Raw genomic sequence first — 25,343 nt, 5'->3', positions numbered from 1 at the left:
TACTTTTCAGAAAATTTTTAACAATTCTTAGTGATTTTCTCTATAAAAATCTATTAAATTTTGAGTAGAAGCGTCGTGATTTGAGGAATTTGAGTCAGAATTCAGCTCGTTGAGAATAGATTTTGCAAGTTGTTTGCCTAATTCTACACCAAATTGATCGTAACTATAGATATTCCATACTATACCTTGAACAAATATTTTATGTTCGTACATAGCAATAAGTTTTCCTAAACTTTCTGGAGTTAACTTCTTAATTAAAATGGAGGTTGTTGGTTTATTACCTTCAAATATCTTAAAAGGAAGTAATTTGTCTTTGTCTTCTTCCGATAGGGACTGATGCTTTAATTCTGATAATACTTCAGCTTCTGTTTTACCGTTCATTAAAGCTTCGGTTTGTGCAAAGTAATTGGACATTAACTTATCATGATGCGTTCGGTCGCCGTGAAGTGGCTCTATAAAGCCTATGAAATCTGCTGGAATTAATTTAGTCCCCTGGTGAATTAATTGAAAAAACGCATGTTGGGAATTCGTTCCTGGCTCTCCCCAAATGATTGTTCCTGTTTGATAATTTATGACTTTTCCTGTTCTGTCTACATACTTCCCATTGCTTTCCATAATACCTTGCTGCAAATATGTCGCGAACTGATTTAAATATTGTGTATAGGGTATAATAGCCTCACTTTCGGCATTAAAGAAGTTGTTGTACCATACAGTTAATAAGGCCGAAATTACAGGGATATTCTCCTTAAAATCCGTATGTTTAAAATGCTCATCCATTTTATGAGCGCCCCATAGTAAACTTTCGAAGTTTTCATAGCCTACGGACAAACTAATGGATAAGCCCACAGCGCTCCATAATGAAAAACGACCACCGACCCAATCCTTCATTGGAAAAATATTAGCTTCATCAATACCAAAGGCTTTAACACTCTCAATATTTGTTGAAACCGCTACAAAATGTTTTGAGATGGCTTCTTGTGGTAGCGACTCTAAAAACCAAGCCCTTATTGAATTCGCATTTGACAAGGTTTCTTGGGTTGTAAAGGTTTTAGAAACGATGACAAAAAGTGTCGTCTCCGGATTTAAGTCCTTGATGATTTCATTATAATGATCCCCATCAACATTACTAACAAAATGTGTATTTAAATGATTTTTGTAGTACTGAAGTGCATCCACGACCATGGCCGGTCCGAGATCGGAACCTCCTATTCCAATATTTACAATATCGGTAATGGCTTTACCGGTAGAACCTTTATGATTTCCAGTAACTATAGCCTCGGTAAATTCTTTAATCTTTTGCTTAACTTGAAAAACCTCTGGTATAACGTTGTTTCCATCTACAACAACTTCAGCAGTTTCTGAAGCTCTCAGTGCCGTATGCAACACTGCTCTTCCCTCAGTGGCATTTATGATATCCCCACCAAAATATTTTGAAATCGCATCCTTTAAATCGACTTCATTTGCTAATTCAAAAAGTAGGTTTAAGGTGTCGCCAGTGATTCTATTTTTTGAAAAATCTACATAAAAATCATCCCATTTCACCGTTAAGTCTTTGGCTCTATTAGGCTTCGCCTCGAAAAGATCTTTTAGGTGTACACCTTTTATGCTTTCAAAATGCGATTGTAACTTTTTCCAAGATGTTGTTGTCGTCGGATTAATAGATTTAAGTGCCATTATTGTATATCTGAAATAGGGTCTGCGGTTATCGTATTTTCTGTTTCCTTTGGCTCTGTTTCTAAAAAGAAAATATTATCCAGCCTTTGTTTAACAGGTTTAATGTATTCTAAATATTTTATTTTCAGACTATCTGATATGGGCTCTGCTTCTGGAAGTTTTTGCTTGAATGGATCAACTTGTCTTCCGTTTTTCCAAAATCGATAGCATACATGTGGGCCTGCCGTATTTCCGGTCATGCCAACCCAACCAATAATATCTCCTTGTTTAACAAACTGTCCCTTTTTTACATTTTGGGCTTTCATATGCAAATATTGCGTGGTGTAAGTCGCATTGTGTCTTATTTTGACATATTTACCATTTCCGCCGCGCCTTGTAGATTCGATAACGGTTCCGTTCGCGGTTGCCATAATGGGAGTGCCAACAGGAGCCGCAAAATCAGTTCCTTTGTGTGGCCTTATTTTGTTACCATAGTAAGCAATGCGTCTTTTAAGGTTATAGCGCGAGGATAATCTACCAAACTTCACAGGCATTTTTAAGAAAGCACGGCGCAAATTTTTTGCCTTTTCATTAAAATAATCCTTAACACCCTTTATAGCATCCGTTTCAAATTGAAAGGCATAAAGCGAGTCCCCATTATGTTCAAAATAGGCGGCTTTAACATCATGAACACCGGCATAAATCGTATCATTTATGTACTTATCCGTATAAATTACTTTAAATCGGTCTCCTGGCATAAGCCGTCTAAAATCTATAGTCCAAGCATATATATCATCTGCCATTTTATAGGCTAAAACTTGACTTAAGCCCTTATTTTCTAAAGTTTCGGAGATATTGTTTTCTATAATTCCTGTCGCCGTTTTTTCAACGTAGGTTATAGGTTTTGTCTTAGTGTAAGCTTGAATAGAATCCTTAAAATCAATTACGACATAATCTTCTAGGTTTTGCTGATAAATAAAAGTTATAGGTTTTTGAATACTATCATTGGTATTATCTTTAGAATACAATAAGGTATAAGGCTTACCTACCTGAAGTTTTGTTGCTATATCAAAGGTATCCTTTGCTTTTTCGGCAATTTGAAAGATTTTTGGATAACCGATATTATGGCGCTCTAGAATGATTCCAAAAGTATCCCCTTTCTTAATGGTATCTCGTTTGAATTCGTACTGACTTTGGTCAAAACCAAATTCTATAACTTTTTTTTCTTCTACCTTCTCTGCGATGTCCTTTTTAACCTCAACTACTGGACGGTCTTCTTTACATGCAAAAAACAATACCATAAAAACGGTAAAGGCTAATAATCGTCTTATGTGCATCAACGGTGCTAATTATATGTTATTTCCCCAATTTTCTAATTCCTCTTCCGTCCATAAATCCGGAAAGAATATGCGTCTTTGATATTTTGGATGCATATACTTTTTCCAATCACTTCCTCCTGTAGCCTCGCCATCCCCAATACCGCTTTCTATATAATGCTTTGCAGCATTATAATGTGCCATGACCCAAGTGACATTAACCGTATAGTCAAAATGGCGCATGGCTTTTACCAAATCCTGATCTTCCTGATCTTTCTTTGGCAATTCTTTAAAACGCGTCCAAAGATTTTTGGTATTATAAGCTTCCATAAATCTTAAAAACTCGTCTTTATAACGCGCTTCAAAATTAACTAAAAGCGTGGATTTTTTTCCTGTTTTATGATCTTTTCCTGCGGCTTGCCAATACAAGTGCTCAAAAGCATGTGTATATGGCGTATTTCTATCGATGTTTTTTCTAAATCTGTAATCAATAAGATTTATTAATTCAGTAGATGCAAATTCTATAAATCTATATTGCGCACTTTGAAAACCGCTTGCCGGAGTCAAGGTGTACCTAAACTTCATATATTGCTCTACTTCCATTCCCTCTCGCATAATATTAAAGGATGTCGTAAGCATATCAAAATAACGGCTAATCCGCATAATTTTACTTTCAAAAAAGATGACGTCTAAGTTGTCCTTTTCGGCAACTTGGGAAATTTCCCAAAGGATCATCTTAAAAATAAGTTCATTTATTTGATGATAGGCTATAAATACCATTTCATCAGGAAGTGTAGTGCGTTGAATCTGAAGATTTAACAAGGCGTCCGTTTGTATATAGTCCCAATACGTAATCGGCTTGCTGTAAAGCAAGCCGTATAGGTGGTCGTCTGTATCTTGGTCTATTTGAGTATACTTCTCTTGAAGCGCTTTTATAATATCATCGTAATTTGATTGGTCTGGCATAAATTAATTATCAAATATTATGGGAAAGTAATGCTTTAAACCTTTAAATTGAACTAAATCAGCACGCAATGACCCTACTGCTAAATCTGCTTTTATCTTTAATGGAATTTTATTTTTGTCGGCACTCACCCATAATGTTAGACTCTCTTCTTCCTTAAAAACTCGACCGGCCATTACATAAGGTCTAAATTTTAGCGATTTTACCCGAACTCTAGAACCGTTGATATCGACTTTTATAGTTTCTTTTCCTAAGTATTTGAGTTTAAATCCATAGTTTTCTTCATCAAAAAACATATTGGTCATTATTTCATCCCCTATTTCTAAAGATGATGTATCAATACTATTTCTGAGATAATAGTACATGGAGACCATATCCTGGACATCTTTCTCAGTAGCTATGGTCTTAATTTTTTTGTGCTTTTTGTTATTAACAGTGGCCTTTTGTTCTTTGTGATCAAACTCTATCTCTATATCTTTAGTATGACCTCCTTCGTCAATCTTTCTAATAAACTTATAGGGTGCACCCGTTTTTATATCGAAATAACTTTCATAGCGATCCCTGACTTTGAAAAAGAGGTTTACGGCTCCTGTAGTTTTTCCTTTACCTACGACATGAAAAACAGGCTTTCCCTTTAATTTTTTTTCTTCAACTTTTAGCGTGGCTTCACCAGCTTTAAACCAGCCACTATAACTCATTCTAAATTTAAACCACTCACCAGATTGAAAGGCCGCATCCTTTTGAACATTGGAAGCTTCAAGTCCAACGAAGAAAATTAATATGGTAAATAAATATTTCATAGGCTACAGGTTGTAAATTTAATTAATGTAACGTAATATTCATGTTACTATTCTCTTAAATACAATTACTGTTCCAAATCTATTAAAACCCTGAAACACAAGCAAAAACCTCTGTTCTAATCTAAAATTTATCGATTATTGCTCATATTTTTAGTATTTATCAACATTAAAGTAGCGCCAACCAAGACATTGACAACGTTTATTTATGTTTTGTATTGCGAATTTAGAGCTGATTATATTAGCGCGTTTAGTCCCTAAGTTCTAAACGCGCTTAAAATTTATAAAGTGCCTCGTTTTGCTTGCTCACGCTCTATAGATTCGAATAAGGCTTTGAAATTACCTGCTCCAAAACCTTGAGCTCCCATACGCTGAATGATCTCGAAGAATAATGTTGGTCGATCTTCAACAGGTTTCGTGAAAATTTGAAGCAAATAACCTTCCTCATCCGCATCTACCAAAATAGACAACTTCTGAAGCTCTGCAATATCTTCTTTCATCATGTCCATATGAACACCCAGTCGATCGGGAATCATATCGTAATAGGCTTGTGGCGGAGGTGGTAAAAACTCAACCCCACGGGCTTTTAATTGCGACACCGTTTTAATAATATCATCGGTTGCAACGGCTATGTGCTGAACACCTGAACCTTCATAAAAATCTAAATACTCTTCTATCTGTGACTTTTTAGCGGCTTTTGCGGGTTCATTAATTGGAAACTTAATACGCCCGTTGCCATTACTCATCACTTTACTCATCAAAGCCGAATATTCCGTATGAATTTGTTTGTCATCAAAGGATAAGAAATTTACAAATCCCATAACATCTTCATACCATTTCACCCATGTGTTCATTTGTCCCCAACCTACATTGCCTACCATATGGTCTATATACTTTAGACCAACAGATTCCGGATTATAATCACTTTTCCATTCTACAAATCCAGGCATAAAGACCCCATTGTAGTTTTTACGCTCTACAAACATATGAACAGTTTCCCCATACGTGTAGATACCTGCTCTCACAACCTCACCAAATTCATCTTTTTCCACAACAGGTTCCATGTAGGATTTTGCACCACGCTTTGTAGTTTCTTCGTAAGACTTACGTGCGTCATCGACCCATAAGGCAATCACTTTAACTCCATCACCATGTTTCACAATGTGATTGTTTATTGGTGATTGACTATTGAGTGGCGTTGTGAGGACCAAGCGTATCTTATCTTGTTTTAAAACATAACTCACATGATCTTTAGATCCTGTTTCCAAACCTTTATAAGCATAGGATTGGAAGCCAAACGCCGTTTTATAAAAATGTGCAGACTGTTTGGCATTACCGACATAAAACTCTACATAATCGGTTCCTAAAAGAGGCAGGAAATCTTGTGCCCCTTCAAATATTTTCTCTAAACCGTAATTAACGGACTTTACTTCTTTAGCCATTGTTTCTTTTTTTATCATTCCTGCTTTCGCAGGAATCTAAATTTGTGTTTTTAATTTGTCATCACTGGATTCCTGCTTTGCGCCACCGCTTTTCAGCCTTCGTAGCATACTACTTCGGCGAAGTAGGCAAAGCTTTAGGCGGCACGCGGTCGCAGGAATGACCATCTATTCTAACCAAGATTTATAATACGCTTCATCAGCAATTTTTAAAGCCTCTTCGGTGACTTTTAATGGTTTAAACGTATCGACCATCACGGCGAGTTCATCCGTTTTTACCTTACCGATACTGCGCTCCATAGCTCCAGGGTGTGGCCCATGTGGAATACCTGCAGGGTGCAAGGATATATGGCCAGCGTCAATATCATTTCTGCTCATAAAATCCCCATCTACATAATACAAGACCTCATCACTATCAATATTACTGTGGTTATAGGGCGCTGGAACTGCTAAAGGGTGATAATCATATAGCCTAGGCACAAAACTACATACGACGAATGCATCGGTTTCAAATGTCTGATGTACCGGTGGCGGTTGATGTACACGACCTGTTATAGGTTCAAAATCATGGATCGAAAACGCATAGGGATAATTGTAACCGTCATAACCAACCACATCGAAAGGATGAGAAGCATATACCATTTCTATGATCTCATCTTGTTTTTTGATTTTTATTAAAAAATCACCCGATTCATTATACGTTTCTAATTCTTGAGGTTGTCGTAAATCGCGTTCGCAAAACGGTGAATGCTCTAAAAGCTGTCCAAACCAATTGCGATAACGCTTAGGAGTATATATTGGCCTATACGACTCTACAATAAACAAGCGATTATCCTCTGTGTCAAAGTCTATTTTATAAATAATACCTCTTGGTACTAAAAGATAATCTCCATATTTGAAATCTAGATTCCCGAGATGTGTTCTCAGTTTTCCAGAACCCTTATGGATAAAAATCAATTCATCAGCATCAGTATTTTTATAAAAATAATTTGCTGTCGATTGTTTTGGAGCAGCCAGTATAATGTTACAATCGCTATTGGTCAAAACCACCTTTCTGCTGTCTAGATAATCATTTTCAGGCGTGACTTTAAACCCGTGAAAACGATAAGACTGCATATTATTGGCTTTTGCTACTTTGGGAGCAATGCTATACTGTTTATTTATGGCTTTTACCTGGGTTGGGCGCTGCTCGTGATAGCTGTTGGTTGACATACCGTCAAACCCGATGGTTCCAAACAATTGCTCGTAATAAAAACCCCCATTTGGTTTTTTGAATTGTGTATGGCGTTTTGGTGGAATCTTTCCTAATTTATGATAAAATGGCATTTTTTTATGGTTTAAAAGTTGATAAAACGACACAACGGCATGGCAAAAAGCCTATGCTGTTTAAAGGTACAAAAAATGCAAAATTATTCTGGATTCCTTTTGATAAGGAAGTGCAAATGAAGTTTAATATCTGACCAGAATGGTTTCATATCTCTACAAATATCTAAAATTTCCGTAAAATTATGAAACAAGCGCTTATTAATTAATTAGGTGATCAAAACCAGAACCCTAGATTAAAAAACCAATACGCATTTCCAGTATCTGGTGAGTAGGTATATTTGGCTTCCAGGGGACCAAGAAAAGTTTCTAGGGAATACCCTAGGGCATAACCGCTAAAATCTGGTGATGAAAACCATTCTCCAGTTTCAAAAATACCATCTGCTATATTGGCGTAATTAGCCGCTAAAAGAATGTGGTGCTTCTTAAATATTTCATAATCTAGCGTAAAGGTTGCTTTAACAAAACTATCTCCAGAAAGCTCTAAATAGTCGTAACCATAAAACGAGTAAAAGTTATTGATAAAATTATTGGCATAGCCTCCTAAACCAAATCCCAAAGCCGTAGTAGAGTTATCCCCAATCTTAAAACCACCGCTGGTTTCGGTTTTGAGGGCAACATTATCCGAAAAACTAAATGCATATCCTATATCAGCCTTTGCAATTGAGAATTGATCAAAGTCAGCATTGAAATCGGAGGCATTGAGATATAAATGGAAGTCTCCATTAAAATAAAAACCAGATTTAGGAAAATATGGATTATCATAATCGTCAAAAATCAAATTTCCGAATAGGCTAAAATAATCTGTATTATCGAAGGTAAACTCATCTTCTTGACCATCATCTATAATGGTCTCAGACGTTATTTTAAGCCGTTTATGCTCGGCTCCTACTCTTAGCGCAAAGTCTCTTCTAAAAATGGTTTGTAAGTAAATCTGATTTGTAAAATCCGTAAGTTCTACATCAATTTTATTTAATCCGCTTAGCAAAGGAGAATCTTCGTCAAGCGCCAATAAGGGATTCACATTTTTATTAAATTGATTAAAACGTGATTTTACACCTATACTTAAGTAGAATCCTTTGTCTATGAAATAGTCAAAATTGTATCTGGAATTATCCCCCAAAATAACATCTAATGATGCTATATCGTTATTGAACAATAACCTTTTCTTGGTAATATTTGCCAATGCAGCACTTTTATATAAACCATCATAGTGCACCCCAAGTTTTAAAAACGTTGAGGCTTCTGACTCTCTAATGTCCCCTATTAAATCATATTCTGCGCGCTCTTCATCAGGTTCTAACCGGTATCTAAATGCCTCAAAATTATTAGTAGCAATTAGGTTATTAACGCCTTCTTTAAAATCCTTGTAGCTGATTTTTTCGTCATTTTTGAATTTGAGCTTTCCTAAAAGATAAGACCTTGTGTATCTCTCGTTACCACTAATATTTATGGCATTTATTTTTATGCTATCCAAAACATGAAGCTCAGGTCGATTTAAAGGGGTAATTTGTTGACTTTTTACATTCAACAATTGCGATATGTTTGCCCTAGCTGCAGCTTCTCCATTTGCGATGATATCTCTTCCTTCATCAAAAGAAATAACAGAAAAATCCGTAATATCTGGTTTAATGTAAATATCGGTTAGTGGGACTTTACTCTTCATGGCATTGATCGTCCTAAAATTATTGATTTGAACTAAGATCTCTGGGGCCGACTTTAAAGATTCTCTGTCCTTAAGAGCGTCTTGCACATCGACACCAATAATGACATCCATCCCTTTAGCTCTGAGTTCTTCAACTGGAAAATTATTGGTGACTCCGCCGTCGAGTAAAATGGTATCATTAATCGTTACTGGTCGAAACAAAGAGGGTAAAGCGCCACTAGCGGTAACAGCTTCTGCTAGACTTCCCTTATCCATTACGATAGATTCACCTGTTTCTATATTGGTGGCAATGCAGAAAAAAGGAATTGGTAATTTATCAAAACTTCTAATATCACTTACTGGCAGCATTAACTGGTAGAGTAAATTATATACGTTTTGCCCACGCGATAATCCTGAAGGCAAATTGATTTTAAAGTTATCAAAAGGAAGGCTCACGGCATATTTTTCAGCATTTTTACGCTCGTAAAACGGTTTTGATGACCTTGGAAATTCATCATTAATCAGTTCATCAAAATCGATGGTATTGAATATATCCTCCAACTGCTGACCTGAATAGCCAGTCGCATATAACGAGCCGATAATGGCCCCCATACTAGTCCCTGCTACGTAATCTATCTTCAAGCCTAAACTATCTATCACTTTTAAGGCCCCAATATGAGCAAAGCCTTTTGCACCTCCACCACTAAGAACTAGACCCACTTTAGGTTCCTTTTTCTTTTGGGCGTGTACTCCATAGGTATTAACCACTAAAAAAGATAAGAGGAAAATTAGGGCTAAATAATTCCACTTTAAATCATATGTTCGGGACAAGTTCAATTTATTCTTTATGATAATAATTATATACTTTATTGGCTCTTGAGACTCCAACTACCGCCTCGAGCTCGTCTAATTTGGCATTGGCAATGCGCTTAACGGTCTTAAATTGCTTCATTAAGTCAACGATTGTTTGCTCACCTACCCCTGGTATATTTTCCAGTTCGGTCGTTAAAGCGCTTTTACTCCTGCGATTTCTATGGTGTTCGATACCAAATCGATGGGCTTCATTACGCAGCTGCTGAATAATTTTTAAGGTTTCACTTTTTTTATTTAAATATAATGGAATTGGATCATCCGGATAGAATAATTCTTCTAAACGTTTAGCAATTCCGATAATTGCAATTTTTTGTCTCAACCCTAAAATATCAAGGCTCTTTAGTGCCGACGATAATTGCCCTTTACCACCATCTATAATTATGAGCTGAGGTAAGGGCTGGTCTTCCTCCAATAAGCGCTTATAGCGCCTGTGCACGACCTCTTCCATAGAGGCAAAATCATCTGGACCCTCAACGGTTTTTATATTAAAATGGCGATAATCCTTCTTACTTGGCTTTCCATTTTTAAAAACCACGCAAGCTGCTACAGGATTCGTTCCTTGTATATTTGAGTTGTCAAAGCATTCTATGTGTCTTGGTTCTTCGGACAGACGCAAATCTGCTTTCATCTGCGCCATGATGCGATTGGCATGTCGATCTGGATCTACAATTTTAATCTGTTTGAGTTTGTCCATACGATAGTACATGGCATTGCGCTTAGACAAATCAACAATACTTTTTTTATCGCCAAGTTTCGGAATACTCACCTTAATACTTTCTCCCAGGTCCACCTTAAACGGGACATAAATTTCCTTGGAATTAGAATTGAAACGTTGTCGTATTTCGGTTATGGCGATTTCCAATAGTTCTTTATCGGTTTCTTGTAACTTCTTTTTTAGTTCTAGCGTATGAGATCTAATAATGGACCCATAACTCAATTGCAAGAAATTAATATAAGCATAGGTCTCATCACTAACAATGGAGAACACATCAACATTGCTGATCTTTGGATTAACGATAGTTGATTTAGCCTGGTAGTTCTCTAAAATTTCGAGCTTTTCCTTTATTTTTTGAGCGTCTTCGAAGTGCATGGCTTCAGCATAATGCTTCATTTGAGCTCTAAACTGTTGTAAAGAGTCCTTAAAATTTCCTTTTAGAATTTCTCGAATAGCTTTTATATTACTATGATAGGCGTCCTCCGTTTCTCGACCTTCACAAGCCCCATTACAATTCCCTAAATGAAATTCTAAACACACCTTATACTTTCCCGCTTCTATTTTAGCCTCAGACAAATCATAATTACAGGTACGCAAATGATATAAACCCTTGATTAAATCTAAAAGCGTTCTTACCGTTTTCATACTGGTATAAGGCCCAAAATATTCCGAACCGTCCTTAATAACACGTCGTGTGGAAAACACTCTTGGGAAACGCTCTTTTTTAATGCAAATCCAAGGATAGGATTTATCGTCCTTAAGCATAACATTATACTTAGGTTGATACTTTTTTATAAGATTGTTTTCTAGCAAGAGCGCATCATTTTCCGTAGCGACGACTATGTGCTTCACCGACGCTATATTTCTCACTAGAACTCTGGTTTTTCCATAGTCGTGATGCTTTGTAAAATAACTACTTACGCGCTTCTTTATATCCTTGGCCTTACCCACATAGATTAAGGTATTGTCAGCATCATAATACTGATAGACTCCTGGTTGCTGCGGTAAGGTTTTTATTTGTATTTCTAACGAGGTTTCTGACATTAAATCAAAGGTAAATAAAAGTTATAAGTTATACGGGTCTTAAGTTATGAGTCTATTAAGTTTGATGAACTCTAAATACTTTTTAACTTTAGACTTTTTAAGTATTATTATGAATATCGTTATACTCTCCCGAAATGAAAATCTATATTCTACAAAACGTCTTGTCGAAGAAGGTGAAAACAGAGGGCATGACATGGAGGTCATTGACCCCCTTAAGTGTGATATTATCATTGAAAGAGAGAAACCGACCATATACTATAAAGATCGGTACCTAGATTATGTAGATGCTATTGTTCCTAGAGTTGGGGCATCGGTGACTTTTTTTGGTTGTGCTGTGGTGAGGCAGTTCGAAATGATGAACATTTTTACAACGGTAACCTCTGATGCTATTATACGAAGCAGGGATAAGCTGAGAAGTTTTCAACGTTTATCTAAAGCTGGAATTGGCATGCCTAAAACTGTATTCACTAATTACTCTAGAGATGTTGAAGAGGTCTTGAACCACGTTGGTGGCCCACCAGTCATCATAAAATTACTCGAAGGCACTCAGGGGTTAGGTGTTGTGTTAGCAGAATCTAAAAATGCCGCAGAGTCCGTTTTGGAAGCTTTTAATGGCTTACAAGCTCGAGCCCTTGTGCAAGAATATATTGCCGAAGCCAAAGGTGCCGATTTAAGAGCCCTTATTGTCGATGGCCAAGTCGTTGGAGCAATGAAGCGCCAAGGCCGAGAAGGAGAGTTTCGTTCTAATTTACATCGCGGCGGGAGTGCCAATTTAATTAGGCTTACTGAAGATGAATTAAAGTTGGCGATAAAAGCGGCACGTGCTTTAAAGTTACCTGTATGTGGCGTGGATATGTTGCAATCGAGTCGAGGACCGTTGATTATGGAAGTTAATTCTACTCCTGGTTTAGAAGGTATTGAAAGGGCTACACAAAAGAATATAGCAAGAGCAATTGTTACCTTCATAGAACGCAATAGAAGATGAATTAGATTAAAAAAATGAGATTCCCGCTTTCGCGGGAAATGTATATGAGCGAAAAAGAAGTATTACATATTTTAGGAGAAAAAGTAGCCTTGGGTAAAAGTGCGAAAGTAAGTTTTAATGTGGCCAAATTACATACCCAAAATACTATTGACGTCCCTGTAATTATTGAGCGTTCTAAAAAACCTGGTCCAACAGTATTAATAACTGCTGGAATACATGGGGATGAAGTTAATGGTGTCGAAATCGTAAGACAGATTATAGCAAAAGGCATTAACAAACCAAAAAAAGGAACCATTATCTGTATTCCTGTGATTAATGTTTTTGGATTCATTCACATGGACAGGGAGTTTCCCGATGGCAGGGACCTCAACCGTGTTTTTCCCGGAGGACAAAATGGTTCATTGGCAAGTAGGGTAGCCCACAAGCTCATGACAGAAATTGTGCCTCATGCCGACTTAATTTTAGATTTTCATACTGGTGGAGCCGACCGGTTCAATGCTGCTCAAATACGTATCGTCAAAAACGAAATTGTGTTAGATGAATTAGCTCAAATCTTTGGTGCACCTTTTGTGTATTACGCTAAGAACTTAAACAAATCGTTTAGATATTCATGCTATAAACTAGGGATCCCCATGCTATTGTTTGAAGGCGGAAAATCATTTCATATCGACCATACAATAACCAATACCGGTGTTAACGGTACAAAACGCGTTTTACACCATTTGGGAATGTTAAATCGGAAATTTAAGGCCTCAAAGCCTAAAAAAAACTGTACTACCATAATTGGTAGTAAATGGATTAGAGCCAGCCATTCCGGGATGTTTAAATCTAATATTTCTGTAAATACGCAAGTGAAAAAAGGTGATGTTCTGGGTCATATTACAGATCCCTATGGAAGCTTCAACCATTTTGTAAAAGCGCCAAATAACGGTTATATTTTTAATGTCAACGAATCACCAATCATTTATCAAGGTGATGCCATATTTCATATTTCTACAAAGCTAAAATTGTGACCAAATCCGAGATCAGAAAGAAATATAAGTCGCTTAGAAAAGTACTGCCATTGCAAAACATAGAGGATGACAGTCTTGCTATTGCCAACCAGTTATTGCAACTCAATATTTGGGATAAGTTAGTCTATCATCTCTTTTTAACTATTGAGGAGCAAAAGGAAATTAATACGGCCTATATTTTAAGTATTCTATCTGGGAAGGATAAAAACATTGTCGTTTCTAAAAGTAATTTCGAAGATTGCAGTATGTCGCATTACCTGCTTACCGATAGCACAACAATTAAAAAAAATGCCTACAATATTCCTGAGCCTGTTGATGGTATTGCTATTATACCCTCTCAAATCGATGTCGTTTTTGTCCCCCTATTAGCCTTTGACAAACACGGGAATAGAGTCGGTTATGGCAAAGGTTTTTATGATCGGTTTTTGGCTGAGTGTAGGCCTGAAACTATAAAAATAGGGCTCTCTCTTTTTGAAGCAGAGGATGAAACTATTACAGCTTCTGAAGCGGATGTTAAGCTGGATTATTGTGTGACTCCAAATCGTGTGTTTCAATTTTAGAGCTGTCTTTAAACGCTTTTTTATTGAACACAATCAAAATTCCAATGCCTGTACTTATCGCTACATCAGCTATATTGAACACAGGATCAAAAAACGAAAAATATTTACCCCCAAAAAAAGGTAGCCATTCAGGTAATACGCCACTCCATATTGGAAAGTGAAGCATATCTACAACTTTACCATGAAATACTTTAGCGTAACCTCCACCTTCTGGCAAAAATGTCGCTACTTGCATGTCACTATCGCTAAACAGCACTCCATAAAAAACCGAATCAATAATATTACCCAAAGCACCTGCAAAAATGATAGCTATGGCAAAAATCAATGTTTTGGATTTCTTCTTTTTTGTAACATCTACGAGCCAAAATCCTATACCAGTAACTGCTACAATTCTAAAGATTGTTAAAATGAGTTTTGCTGATTTATCTGAAATAAATGTAAAGAAATCACTCAATTTTGCTCCCCAAGCCATACCATCATTTTCGAGAAAAGTGATTTCGAACCAAGAAAAAACCTTTATTGGTTCATCCTCTAGCACAAAATGTGTCTTAATATAGATTTTACTGATTTGGTCAATAAGTAAAATAAGAATAATTACAACTGAAGCTTTCTTTAGGGACATTAAATAATTTTGGGCAAATGTAAATGATTATTCCTTTTTAATCACAGTAATATCCCCATTAATGGAAGTTAAGTTCCACTGATATTCTGACGAATTTAAGCTTTCGGTACTGACTTTACCATTTTTAGACGCTGTTCTTATGACTGCATCATCTGTTATAACGTTTATGTCTCCTTCTATGGTATTTATAGTCGCACTTTTTGATAGTGCATCAGCTGTGCAATATCCTTGTACTAATTCAATAGAAAGTGTATTATAACTTCCTTTGGCAATTACAGATCCTATATCACTAAAAATATTCAGATTGAGGTTATTGGGTATTTGAAGCTTAAGCTCGGCCGCAATCACCTTGTGGGCATTCCTTTTATCATCTGGGATGTCTTCAAAAGACATATATTCCAAGCTCAGGATAAGCTCATTTTGATCTAATTTCGTAGCGATCTGATAATTATTCTGGTATTCCCCATCTAATATTGACAAAATTGTAATATAATCGGTTTCGGTACTTACTACTGAAACATTAAAAATCTGATTCCCTTTTATGATAATCGTTTCAATAGCATTAGCCTCAATCTCTTTTATTAAAGTATTCTGAGCGTTACCAAAAGTTAGTCCAAAACAAAAGAGCAACAAAAAAGCCTTGAAGCTTATGTTCCAAGGCTTTATGATTCTATGTATAAGCATTTATTTCTGCATATTCTTAGCTTCTATGCTCAATGTGGCGTGAGGCACAAGCTTAAGACGTTCCGGATTTATAAGCTTGCCTGTTACTCTGCATACACCGTAGGTCTTATTCTCAATTCTAATCATGGCATTCTTAAGATCGCGAATAAACTTTTCCTGTCGTATGGCCAATGCAGAATTTGCTTCCTTACTCATAGTAGCACTGCCTTCTTCAAAAGCTTTGAATGTGGGCGACGTATCATCCGTACCATTATTATGGTCATTCATATAAGCACTTTTTATTAATTCTAGATCGTGCTCAGCTTTATCGATTTTTTCTTGAATTAAAACTCTGAAATTTTCTAAGTCTTTATCCGAATATCTATTTTTTGTGTCTGTTGCCATAGGTTTAGTGTTTTTGTATAAATAGTTTGGTATTGACTTCATCAAAAGCAATTTCTATACCATCACTTAAATTATCAATAATTTTTAAATTTTCTGTTAAGGTTTCGGACTTAATATAGGCTTCATTTGAGGCTATTGCTGCCGAAACTTGCTTATCGCTCTGAAGCTGTACATCGATACGATCTGTAACTTCAAATCCTGAATCCTTACGCAAATTTTGAATACGGTTTACGAGCTCACGTGCAATACCTTCTTCGCGTAATTTCTCTGTTATTGTTACATCGAGTGCTACAGTTAGTGCGCCTTCATTAGCAACAAGCCAACCTTCTATATCTTGAGACGTTATCTCAACGTCATCTATACCCAATGTAATATTTTTTCCGTTAATTTCAACGTCTAAAGTGCCTTTTTGCTCGATTTTTTTGATGTCTTCGGCCGAAAATGTTCTTATAACATTAGAAATCAGCTTCATGTCTTTTCCAAATCGAGGGCCTAAAACCTTAAAATTTGGTTTTATCTGTTTGACCAGTATATCCGAAGCATCCTCTAAAAGTTCAATTTCCTTTACATTGACTTCGTGTTTTATTAAGGCAGAAACGGCTTCAATTTCTCCCTTTTGCTGATCGTTGTCAACAGGGATCATTATTTTCTGCAAAGGCTGACGCACTTTAATCTTCTCCTTTGCTCTCAACGATAATACCAAGGAAGATATTGTTTGAGCATTCTCCATTTTTCGTTCTAAAATCTTGTCTATTGCAGATGTATCCGCTTTAGGAAATTCAGCCAAGTGTACACTCTCATAATCCTCCTTTTTAGTGACCGAATTTAAATCCAAATACAGCCTATCCATAAAAAATGGAGCAACTGGAGCACCGAGCTTTGCGATAGTCAACATGCAGGTATACAGGGTTTGATATGCTGAAATTTTATCAGTTTGATAATCTCCTTTCCAGAAACGTCTTCTACTTAAGCGCACATACCAATTACTCAAATAATCTTGGGTAAAGTTCGAAATCGCTCTAGCGGCTCTAGTTGGTTCGTAATCTGCATAAAACCTATCCACTTTTTCGATAAGGGTATTCAATTCTGACAATATCCAACGGTCGAGCTCTGGTCTTTCATTTAAAGGAACATCAGCCTCCGAATAATTAAATTCATCTAAATTGGTATACAGCGAAAAGAAGGAGTATGTATTATATAAAGTTCCGAAGAATTTGCGTTTAACTTCCTCAACACCTTCGATATCAAACTTAAGGTTGTCCCACGGATTCGCATTGCTGATCATGTACCAGCGTGTGGCATCAGCACCATGATTGGCTAAGGTTTCAAAAGGATCGACGGCATTACCTAGACGCTTAGACATTTTCTGTGCATTCTTGTCTAAAACCAATCCATTAGAAACGACATTTTTATAGGCCACAGAATCAAAAACCATAGTGGCTATGGCATGTAGGGTATAAAACCACCCACGCGTCTGATCAACACCCTCAGCAATAAAGTCTGCTGGGAAGGCTTTATTCTCATCTATGAGGTCTTTGTTCTCAAACGGATAATGCCATTGAGCATAGGGCATAGAACCCGAATCGAACCATACATCGATCAAATCGCTTTCGCGTTTCATCGGCTGACCAGATGGTGACACCAAAGTGATTTGATCCACGATATTCTTATGCAAGTCTATTTTCTCATAGTTAGCCTCACTCATATTACCGACTTCAAAATCAGAAAAAATAGCTTTAGTCATGAAACCAGCTTCAACGGATTTAACCATTTCAGATTTTAGTTCTTCAACCGAACCGATACATAACTGTTCTTTTCCGTCTTCAGTTCGCCAAATTGGTAGTGGAATTCCCCAAAAGCGTGAGCGTGATAAATTCCAATCATTGGCATTGGCCAACCAGTTTCCAAAACGGCCTTCACCCGTGGATTTTGGTTTCCAATTAATGGACGTATTCAGCTCATGCATTCTATCTTTTACGGCAGTTGCTTTTATAAACCACGAGTCTAAAGGATAGTAAAGGATAGGCTTATCTGTTCTCCAACAGTTTGGGTAACTATGCTTGTACTTCTCTACCTTAAAGGCTTTGTTTTCAGTCTTTAGTTTAATAGCGAGCTCAACATCCACCGACTTTTCTGGGGCCTGACCATCTTCATAATATTCATTCTTTACGTACTTGCCTGCAAACTCACCCATTTCTGGTCTAAAACGTCCTTGTAAATCCACAAGAGGAACCAAATTGCCATTATCGTCTTTCACCAACATTGGTGGCACTTCTGGTTTGGCTTGTTTTGCCACTAAGGCATCATCCGCGCCAAAAGTTGGCGCTGTATGTACAATACCTGTACCATCTTCGGTAGTTACGAAATCTCCAGATATCACTCTAAAAGCGTTCTCTGGATGGTCATTCGGCAAAGCATAATCTAAAAGTTGTTCGTAAGTGATTCCTACCAAGTCCTTGCCTTTAAATTCTTTAACTACATAAAAAGGAATCTTCTTATCACCAGAATTATAATCTAGTAGTTGATTTTTGTTTTCAACTTGGTCATACTTTCCTGAAAATTGCTTACCTACCAAATTTTTAGCCAAGACGACATTCATTGGCTGGAAGGTATATTGATTATAAGTTTCTACCAATACATAGTCAATCTTAGGGCCAACGGTTAAGGCCGTGTTACTTGGAAGTGTCCAAGGTGTGGTCGTCCAAGCCAAAAAGTATATCTCCCCTTCATTCTGTAAAAACGCTGGTAAGGTGTCAGCATTAGCCTTAAACTGTGCGACTACGGTAGTATCCGTTACATCTTGATAGGTTCCCGGTTGATTCAACTCGTGCGAACTTAAACCAGTTCCAGCTTTTGGTGAATACGGTTGAATGGTATACCCCTTGTACAATAGATCTTTATCGTAAATCTGCTTTAGTAACCACCAAACAGATTCCATGTATTTAGACTTATAGGTAATATATGGATTGTCCATATCCACCCAATAACCCATTTTTTTGGTGAGGTCATTCCAGATATCCGTATAGCGCATCACGGCTTTTTTGCAGGCCTCATTGTAGTCTTCAATCGAAATTTTAGTGCCAATATCTTCTTTAGTGATACCCAACTCTTTCTCAACACCAAGTTCTATAGGTAAACCATGGGTATCCCAGCCAGCCTTTCGCTTTACCTGAAAGCCTTTCATGGTTTTGTAACGTGGAAAAATATCCTTTATAGCACGCGCTAAAACATGGTGAACTCCGGGTAATCCATTGGCAGATGGGGGTCCTTCAAAAAACACATAAGGGTCTTTTCCTTCTCTGGTGGAGACACTCTTTTCGAATATGCTATGTTCTTCCCAATAGTCGCCTATTTCTTTGGCCACTTTTGGCAAGTTAAGTCCTTTATATTCAGGGAACTTTATACTCATATCATCAAACTTCTTATCGAACCGCGAAATTAATAATTTCTTACTAAAGGACGCTTTATATCATAAAAAAAAGCAAACGACTATCGCTTGCTTTTTCCTGTTAGGGCCATTAATTAATCTCTGGTTAATAAAATTAATCTTGAGAGTAAATGTATGTTGAATTATTCTTTAATTGATTAACATATGTTAATCTGGCAAGTCTTTTTTTATTCTGCTCAGCTGAACTGCGGTAATATTGAGATAAGATGCTATCTGATATTGAGGGATGAGATTATCTATATTCGGTATTCGCTTTTTTAAGATTTGATAACGTTCCGTAGCATTCAACGAAATGTGATCTAAATATTTTTTCTCATAAAAAATAAATAGATCTTCTAAAACTCTGTTATAGAGATTACTCAATTCAATATTGGTCTTGGTATGTGCGACAAAGCCTTTAAAATCTATTTCGTACAAAATAGAATCCGTTAAAGCTTTGTGGGTTAGTAATGACCCTTCATTCTTTAATATCGAGGAAAAAGGCCCCACAAAACTAAAGTCGCTATAAAGATTTTTTGTAATCTCTTTGCCAGATTCTAGTACCAAATAGGCCCTGATCAAACCCGAGCTTAAAAAAGCAATGTTGTTACTTTTGGAACCTTGTTCTACCAATATCTCACCTTGTTTTATTTCTTTGTAAGATGACAGTCGTTCTAAAATCTCAAAGGTTTCTTTTGAAATATGGAATTTTGATCTTAAAAAATCAAAGTTAGGGTCTTCCATGAATTAAGAATTAAAGGGGTTTAAACACGAAAGTAAATCGTATCTTTTATTAATTAATAGTTTCTAAAGATATACAATAAGTTGTTTTGACCTAAAAAAGGCCATTCATAAATACTAGTGAATGACCTTTTAATTACTAACTTAAATATATTACTTGATGAATACTTTTTTGGACAACGCCGTATTATTGTCGGCAACCAATCTTATGATGTATATGCCTGTCAATAAATGGTTAACTTTATAATTAATGAAACGCTCATTATTCATTGTATTGTTACCGTACACTTTTTTACCTGAGACATTGAAAATTTCAATGCGCTTTACATCTTTATTGTTTGGGTTTGAAATGGCTATTGTATTTGTGTTATTTACATAACGGATAGCGATATTTTCAGATTCAAAGTCTGTTTGTGACAAAGTTGCTGTTTTGAAGAAAATCTCAAATCTACCTAGAAATACACCCTCATCCGATGCAAATTCAAAGGCTTCATAGCCCCTTAGATCAAAATAATCTCCTGTAAAATTATCCCTTAAACGTATACTTTGATCCCCCATGTTTTCCATTGCCGTCAGTTGTATTGTAAAGTTGTAATTGCCTGTACTTTGTAAGACCAATGGTACAACTTTGTCCTCGTTAATAGGGCCGTAAGCCTGCGCCAACATAAGCTCATTATCTAAAATAAGATTAAGATCATCTGCTAAGACCTCTAAATTCTTAATCTCATAGCCTTCGTCAAAACCATCTGAAGTCATTTCGCTAAAACTAAGTTGAAGTTCTCTTGTAACATTTGACCCATCTAAGCTATTAAAAGCGATAGTAAAGCTTTGCTTGCCATCAGAAGTAACGCCAGATGCCCCCTGAGCGTAAATCCTTGTATTATAGCAAAATGCTATAAGTATTAACAATAAAATGTGTCTTTTTTTAAGTAGTAGTGTTTTCATAGTTTAAGGTTTAATGGATGTTTGGTCCTAGTTGAACTATGTACTACAATTAAATTTTTAGCAAATGGATTATACTTTGAGGGAGATTGTTGTAACTGTTTGTTTATCAATTACAATACAATACTAGATTGTCCCAAGAAATTGGCATTTCTTATTCGATAAAAAGATGGGAAAGTCGTTGAAGTATGATTTTTAGACACAAAATACCCGAATAATCGATTAAGGGTATTTCATTTCTAGGTCGTTAAACCAAGAAATTGACCAAATCCTCGATTTTGGAAATCAATTGGATCTTAATAGACCTGTCCTTTGGGGTAAACTTATTGTATTTAGAGACAAAAATTGTCGAGAACCCAAGTTTTTCTGCCTCCAATATGCGCTGATCCACGCGTTGTACCGGTCTTATTTCTCCAGATAAGCCCACTTCAGCGGCAAAGCAAACGTCATTTGGAAGCGCTGTATCTTCATTAGAGGATAAAATTGAGGCAACAACCGCCAAATCAATTGCAGGATCATCTACCGTAATACCTCCAGTAATATTTAAGAAAACATCCTTGGCTCCTAAACGGAAACCAGCACGCTTTTCTAGAACGGCCAAAAGCATATTTAGCCGTTTGACATTAAAACCAGTGGCAGAACGCTGAGGTGTACCATAAACAGCTGTACTTACCAAGGCCTGTACCTCTATCATTAGTGGTCTTAACCCTTCTAATGTCGCAGCAATCGCATTCCCCGAGAGTTCGCCATCTTTTTCGGAGATTAAAATTTCTGATGGATTGGAGATCGCTCTTAAACCGGAGCCCTGCATTTCGTAGATACCCAACTCATTGGTTGATCCAAAACGATTTTTATGAGCTCTAAGAATCCTAAATACATGATTACGGTCACCTTCAAACTGTAAAACGGTATCGACCATATGTTCTAGGATTTTAGGGCCTGCAATATGACCATCTTTAGTAATGTGACCAATTAATAATACAGGTGTGGCCGTTTCTTTGGCAAATTTAATAAGCTCCGAAGTGCAGGCTTTAATTTGTGAGATACTCCCAGCGGAAGACTCAATATAATCACTGTGCAAGGTCTGAATAGAATCAATAATAACGACATCTGGCTCTAACCGTTCTATTTGCTTAAAGATGTTTTGCGTTTTTGTTTCGGTTAGGATATAACAGTTATTGCTTTGAGGATGTATACGCTCTGCGCGCATTTTTATTTGTTTCTGGCTTTCCTCTCCGGATACATATAATGTTTTGTGTTGCAATTCTAATGCCATTTGAAGCAAAAGCGTACTTTTCCCTATACCTGGTTCACCACCCAAAAGGGTCACGGCCCCTTGTACCATTCCCCCACCTAACACACGATTAAACTCGATATCTTGTACATCTAATCTGGTTTCGAGAGCAGTGTCAATTTCACTTATTTTTAGAGGTTTTGAAATGCGCCTTGTATTGGAAGACGATAACTCCCAATCGTTTTTCACTGGCTTTTGTATGACTTCTTCAACAATGGTGTTCCATTGTTTACAGGACGTGCATTGCCCTTGCCATTTAGCATATTGAGCACCACAATTTTGACAAAAAAAGCTTGTTTTTACTTTAGCCATGTTCTATTTACAAACCCAAAAGCTTGGAAAAGGATTTTTAGAACCGCTAAATTAATACAATTTTAATTGATGTCTTTAAACCAATTTGCTAGAGCAAAAATTTTTATTGCAGCCAATTTCATAGGGATATTGGCAAACAAAAACGTTCGTACTTTTTTAAACAAAGCTTCAAAGAAGTAGTCGGTAGATAGGGGTTTTTTCTTAGTTATCTTCATCATCTTCCTCCTCTCCCTCTTCATCTGCATCAACAATAGTAAGCTCGTCGATTTTAGAAAAAATAAAATCTCTATCAATATGACTTACATCATTTAAGGTTAATGCCGATTCGTATAATTTTTTTGCTTTTTTGTTCTTACCAATCTTTTCAGAGTGCTGTGCTAGATAATAGGTCCCTAATAATGACTCTGGATTTAATTTCTTAGCCAATTTTCCTATTTTCTCCAAGGATTCCAAATCATTTCTTTGTTCGGCCACCTTAACTACTTTTTCAAACTCTTCTTCCGTTATAGGTTTTTTAATACCAAACAACTCCTCAATTCTCTTATACCTATCCACCAAATATTGATCTAAAGTACCTTCATAGGGTAATACCTTTTCCTCTAGTTCCTTTTCGCGAAGTGGTTTGTACAATTCAAAAATTTTGTCGAACGATCGCGCAATTGCACTATTGACGAGTGTATAGTGCGTGTCGTTATTGAAATCATCAAAATAATAGGTGAGGTATTGGTTTTTGACTTGCGATATTTGTGAATTGGCATTTAATACGGCTTCTCTTATATAAGGTAAATCCTTGTCTGATGTGGCCATATAATAAAAGATATCGTCCTTAAAAAACTCTAAGCGCTTTCCTAAATAATCCCTTACAGTTCCAGATAGATCCGGACTGATACATACATAGGCGTTAAAAAGTGGATCTTTTTTAAATAAATATGAATTAATAAAGTTACCCATCAAATCGTGACCTACGGCTACCCTAAACTTACTAGTATTGTAGGCTTCATCTAAATAGGGCATGAGTTCTTCAGCAACAAAGTCGTGAAAACGCAGACCGGACTCTTTTGGCAATCCGGTAACTTCATCGCAATAGCCATCGTAACGCCTTTCACTACCTTGCACTACTCCAACGATAATAGAGCTTGGCATATCGTCAAAATAAGTTTGAAAATCTACCTGACCTGCTATGGGCTCGAACAGATAATCCCCATCGAAAACAATAATTAGAGGATACTTTAGTGTCGAAGAAGGGTCGTAATTTTTGGGGAGTTTAATCTTTAACTTCCTTACTGCATTTAATTTTGATGAACGTATTTCATCGTATCTAATTTGAGCAAACAATGGCATACAAAGCACATATGCCAAAACTAGTAGAATAGTTTTTCTCATTTGTAAGTAGGTTTAGCTTTGGGATACCAAACATACTAAAATATCGTTAAGTTGTAAATTTTTTTCGATGAAATACAACTAATTGTCCATCGCGTCTTGAACTTCGTACATCTTTTCGAGCATAATTTCTTTATCAATATACTGCGAAGGTTCCATAAGCAGTCCTGCTTTGTAGCGCAATAAGGCTTTTTTGAGATTCCCTTCTTTTTCGTAGAACATCCCCATATAATAAGCGCTCAACATGGATTTAGGAAACTCCTTTTTAACCAATTTAGCCAATTTTTCTAAGGACTCAAGGTCATCTCGTTTTTTACAAGCCGCTGCTATAGCTCTGATATCATTTTCTATCAGTTCTTTTTCGAAACCATAGAAATACGCTATGTTTTCGTATTTTTTAACCAAGTAATCGTAAGGTGACCCTTCATAGGTGAGAATTTTTTCTTTGTATTCCTTGCCGTTTATAGGTTTGTATAAGGTAAATATTTCATTTAAGGCCTTTGGAATCCCCCTTCCGACAAGTGAATAATGATTAGCATCTTCAAAATCGTCGAACTTATAATTCAAATTTGAGTTTTCAATGGTCTTCAATTTGGCATCACACTCTAAAATATCAGTTCTTAATGCTCTGATGTCTGCATCGGCAGTAGCCATATAGTAAAATGTTTCTTGGGCTACAGTAGGTAAACGCTCATGCAATCTGTTAATCATCTCTGGCGCTAAATCTGGGCTTAAGCTCACATAAGCCCTAAACAGAGGTTGATCCTTAAAAAGATAATAATTAATGAAATTTGCCCCTAAGTCGTGCCCAATAATGACCTTAAAATTTGATACTTTATACTTGTCCTCTATGAAGGGTATTAGCTCACCACTTAAAAATTCGTAAAAATCCGCCCCCTCCTTTGCCGGGAAATATGTGGTATCATCGTAATAAAAGTCCGTTTCTCGAGTTGCATCTTGCTTAACCCCAACAACAATACAATCTGGGATATCTTCCCAATACGCTTGGTAATCTATGTTGCCAGCTACGGGTTCAAACAGATAATCCCCATCTAATACAATAACTAAAGGGTAACTGCGCTCAGATTCAGAATCATAGTTTCGAGGCAACTGAATTTTTAGTTCACGTCTGCCATCAAGTTTATAGGAATCTATCGTTTCATATATAGCTTGCGCCTGAAGATTAATCGCTAAAAAAAACAAAGTGATTGACGCGTAGAAATGCTTCAT

20 protein-coding genes are annotated in these 25,343 nt (G+C 36.5%); 3 read left to right on the top strand and 17 right to left on the bottom strand.

Annotation, left to right across the window (positions count from 1 at the left end):
- Positions 1–27 precede the first annotated feature (27 nt).
- From pgi to uvrC, 8 genes are all read right to left on the bottom strand, one after another.
- Positions 28–1,674: a glucose-6-phosphate isomerase gene (pgi, locus tag ACO052_RS05270; RefSeq protein ID WP_422106951.1), complete on the bottom strand. Its 1,647-nt coding sequence runs from the start codon at positions 1,672–1,674 to the stop codon at positions 28–30.
- A complete protein-coding gene (locus ACO052_RS05265) occupies positions 1,674–2,990 on the bottom strand; it encodes a peptidoglycan DD-metalloendopeptidase family protein (RefSeq protein WP_422106950.1) in 1,317 nt (438 codons plus the stop codon). Before ACO052_RS05265 ends, pgi begins: the two co-directional genes overlap by 1 nt.
- A gap of 12 nt (positions 2,991–3,002) precedes the next feature.
- Positions 3,003–3,935, bottom strand: a complete 933-nt coding sequence (locus ACO052_RS05260) for a tryptophan 2,3-dioxygenase family protein (protein ID WP_422106949.1) — start codon at positions 3,933–3,935, stop codon at positions 3,003–3,005.
- 3 nt (positions 3,936–3,938) lie between these two features.
- Positions 3,939–4,733, bottom strand: a complete 795-nt coding sequence (locus ACO052_RS05255; RefSeq protein WP_422106948.1) for a DUF3108 domain-containing protein — start codon at positions 4,731–4,733, stop codon at positions 3,939–3,941.
- 278 nt (positions 4,734–5,011) lie between these two features.
- Positions 5,012–6,172 (bottom strand): 4-hydroxyphenylpyruvate dioxygenase, encoded by a 1,161-nt coding sequence (gene hppD, locus ACO052_RS05250; protein ID WP_422106947.1) that lies wholly within the window; start codon positions 6,170–6,172, stop codon positions 5,012–5,014.
- Positions 6,173–6,337: 165 nt separating this feature from the next.
- Positions 6,338–7,495: a homogentisate 1,2-dioxygenase gene (locus tag ACO052_RS05245; protein ID WP_422106946.1), complete on the bottom strand. Its 1,158-nt coding sequence runs from the start codon at positions 7,493–7,495 to the stop codon at positions 6,338–6,340.
- Between the two features lie 214 nt (positions 7,496–7,709).
- Positions 7,710–9,968 (bottom strand): patatin-like phospholipase family protein, encoded by a 2,259-nt coding sequence (locus ACO052_RS05240; RefSeq protein WP_422106945.1) that lies wholly within the window; start codon positions 9,966–9,968, stop codon positions 7,710–7,712.
- Between the two features lie 7 nt (positions 9,969–9,975).
- Complete coding sequence (uvrC, locus tag ACO052_RS05235; protein ID WP_422106944.1) at positions 9,976–11,769, bottom strand: excinuclease ABC subunit UvrC; 1,794 nt, start codon at positions 11,767–11,769, stop codon at positions 9,976–9,978.
- Between the two features lie 109 nt (positions 11,770–11,878).
- On the opposite strand from uvrC, the gene rimK reads away from it, so the two are divergent.
- Genes rimK through ACO052_RS05220 form a run of 3 tightly spaced genes read left to right on the top strand, consistent with a single transcriptional unit; the run spans position 11,879 to position 14,327 of the window.
- Positions 11,879–12,754, top strand: coding sequence for a 30S ribosomal protein S6--L-glutamate ligase (rimK, locus tag ACO052_RS05230; RefSeq protein WP_422108048.1), 876 nt, complete (start codon positions 11,879–11,881; stop codon positions 12,752–12,754).
- A 44-nt stretch (positions 12,755–12,798) separates the two neighbouring features.
- Positions 12,799–13,767: a succinylglutamate desuccinylase/aspartoacylase family protein gene (locus ACO052_RS05225; protein ID WP_422108047.1), complete on the top strand. Its 969-nt coding sequence runs from the start codon at positions 12,799–12,801 to the stop codon at positions 13,765–13,767.
- Positions 13,764–14,327: a 5-formyltetrahydrofolate cyclo-ligase gene (locus ACO052_RS05220; RefSeq protein ID WP_422106943.1), complete on the top strand. Its 564-nt coding sequence runs from the start codon at positions 13,764–13,766 to the stop codon at positions 14,325–14,327. The genes ACO052_RS05225 and ACO052_RS05220 overlap by 4 nt, the downstream gene beginning before the upstream one ends.
- Here the strand turns inward: ACO052_RS05220 and ACO052_RS05215 are convergent.
- The 9 genes from ACO052_RS05215 to ACO052_RS05175 form a co-directional block, all read right to left on the bottom strand.
- Positions 14,281–14,949: a lipoprotein signal peptidase gene (locus ACO052_RS05215; protein WP_422106942.1), complete on the bottom strand. Its 669-nt coding sequence runs from the start codon at positions 14,947–14,949 to the stop codon at positions 14,281–14,283. The two genes, ACO052_RS05220 and ACO052_RS05215, sit on opposite strands and share 47 nt — an antisense overlap.
- A 27-nt stretch (positions 14,950–14,976) precedes the next feature.
- A complete protein-coding gene (locus tag ACO052_RS05210; RefSeq protein ID WP_422106941.1) occupies positions 14,977–15,633 on the bottom strand; it encodes a hypothetical protein in 657 nt (218 codons plus the stop codon).
- The gene (locus ACO052_RS05205) at positions 15,634–16,017 is read right to left on the bottom strand and encodes a TraR/DksA family transcriptional regulator (RefSeq protein WP_422106940.1); all 384 of its coding nucleotides are present in this window, start codon (positions 16,015–16,017) and stop codon (positions 15,634–15,636) included.
- Positions 16,018–16,021: 4 nt separating this feature from the next.
- Positions 16,022–19,426: an isoleucine--tRNA ligase gene (ileS, locus tag ACO052_RS05200; protein ID WP_422106939.1), complete on the bottom strand. Its 3,405-nt coding sequence runs from the start codon at positions 19,424–19,426 to the stop codon at positions 16,022–16,024.
- Between the two features lie 186 nt (positions 19,427–19,612).
- Positions 19,613–20,188, bottom strand: coding sequence for a Crp/Fnr family transcriptional regulator (locus ACO052_RS05195; RefSeq protein WP_422106938.1), 576 nt, complete (start codon positions 20,186–20,188; stop codon positions 19,613–19,615).
- Positions 20,189–20,338: 150 nt separating this feature from the next.
- Positions 20,339–21,130 (bottom strand): T9SS type A sorting domain-containing protein, encoded by a 792-nt coding sequence (locus ACO052_RS05190; protein WP_422106937.1) that lies wholly within the window; start codon positions 21,128–21,130, stop codon positions 20,339–20,341.
- 244 nt (positions 21,131–21,374) lie between these two features.
- Complete coding sequence (radA, locus tag ACO052_RS05185) at positions 21,375–22,733, bottom strand: DNA repair protein RadA (RefSeq protein WP_422106936.1); 1,359 nt, start codon at positions 22,731–22,733, stop codon at positions 21,375–21,377.
- 201 nt (positions 22,734–22,934) lie between these two features.
- Positions 22,935–24,116 (bottom strand): alpha/beta hydrolase, encoded by a 1,182-nt coding sequence (locus ACO052_RS05180; RefSeq protein ID WP_422106934.1) that lies wholly within the window; start codon positions 24,114–24,116, stop codon positions 22,935–22,937.
- Between the two features lie 78 nt (positions 24,117–24,194).
- Entirely contained in the window at positions 24,195–25,343 is a 1,149-nt protein-coding gene (locus ACO052_RS05175) for an alpha/beta hydrolase (protein ID WP_422106933.1), read from the bottom strand.

The organism is Winogradskyella sp. (assembly GCF_965228925.1).
Taxonomy (GTDB): Bacteria; Bacteroidota; Bacteroidia; order Flavobacteriales; family Flavobacteriaceae; genus Winogradskyella.
This window is presented reverse-complemented; position numbering and strand designations above follow the sequence as displayed.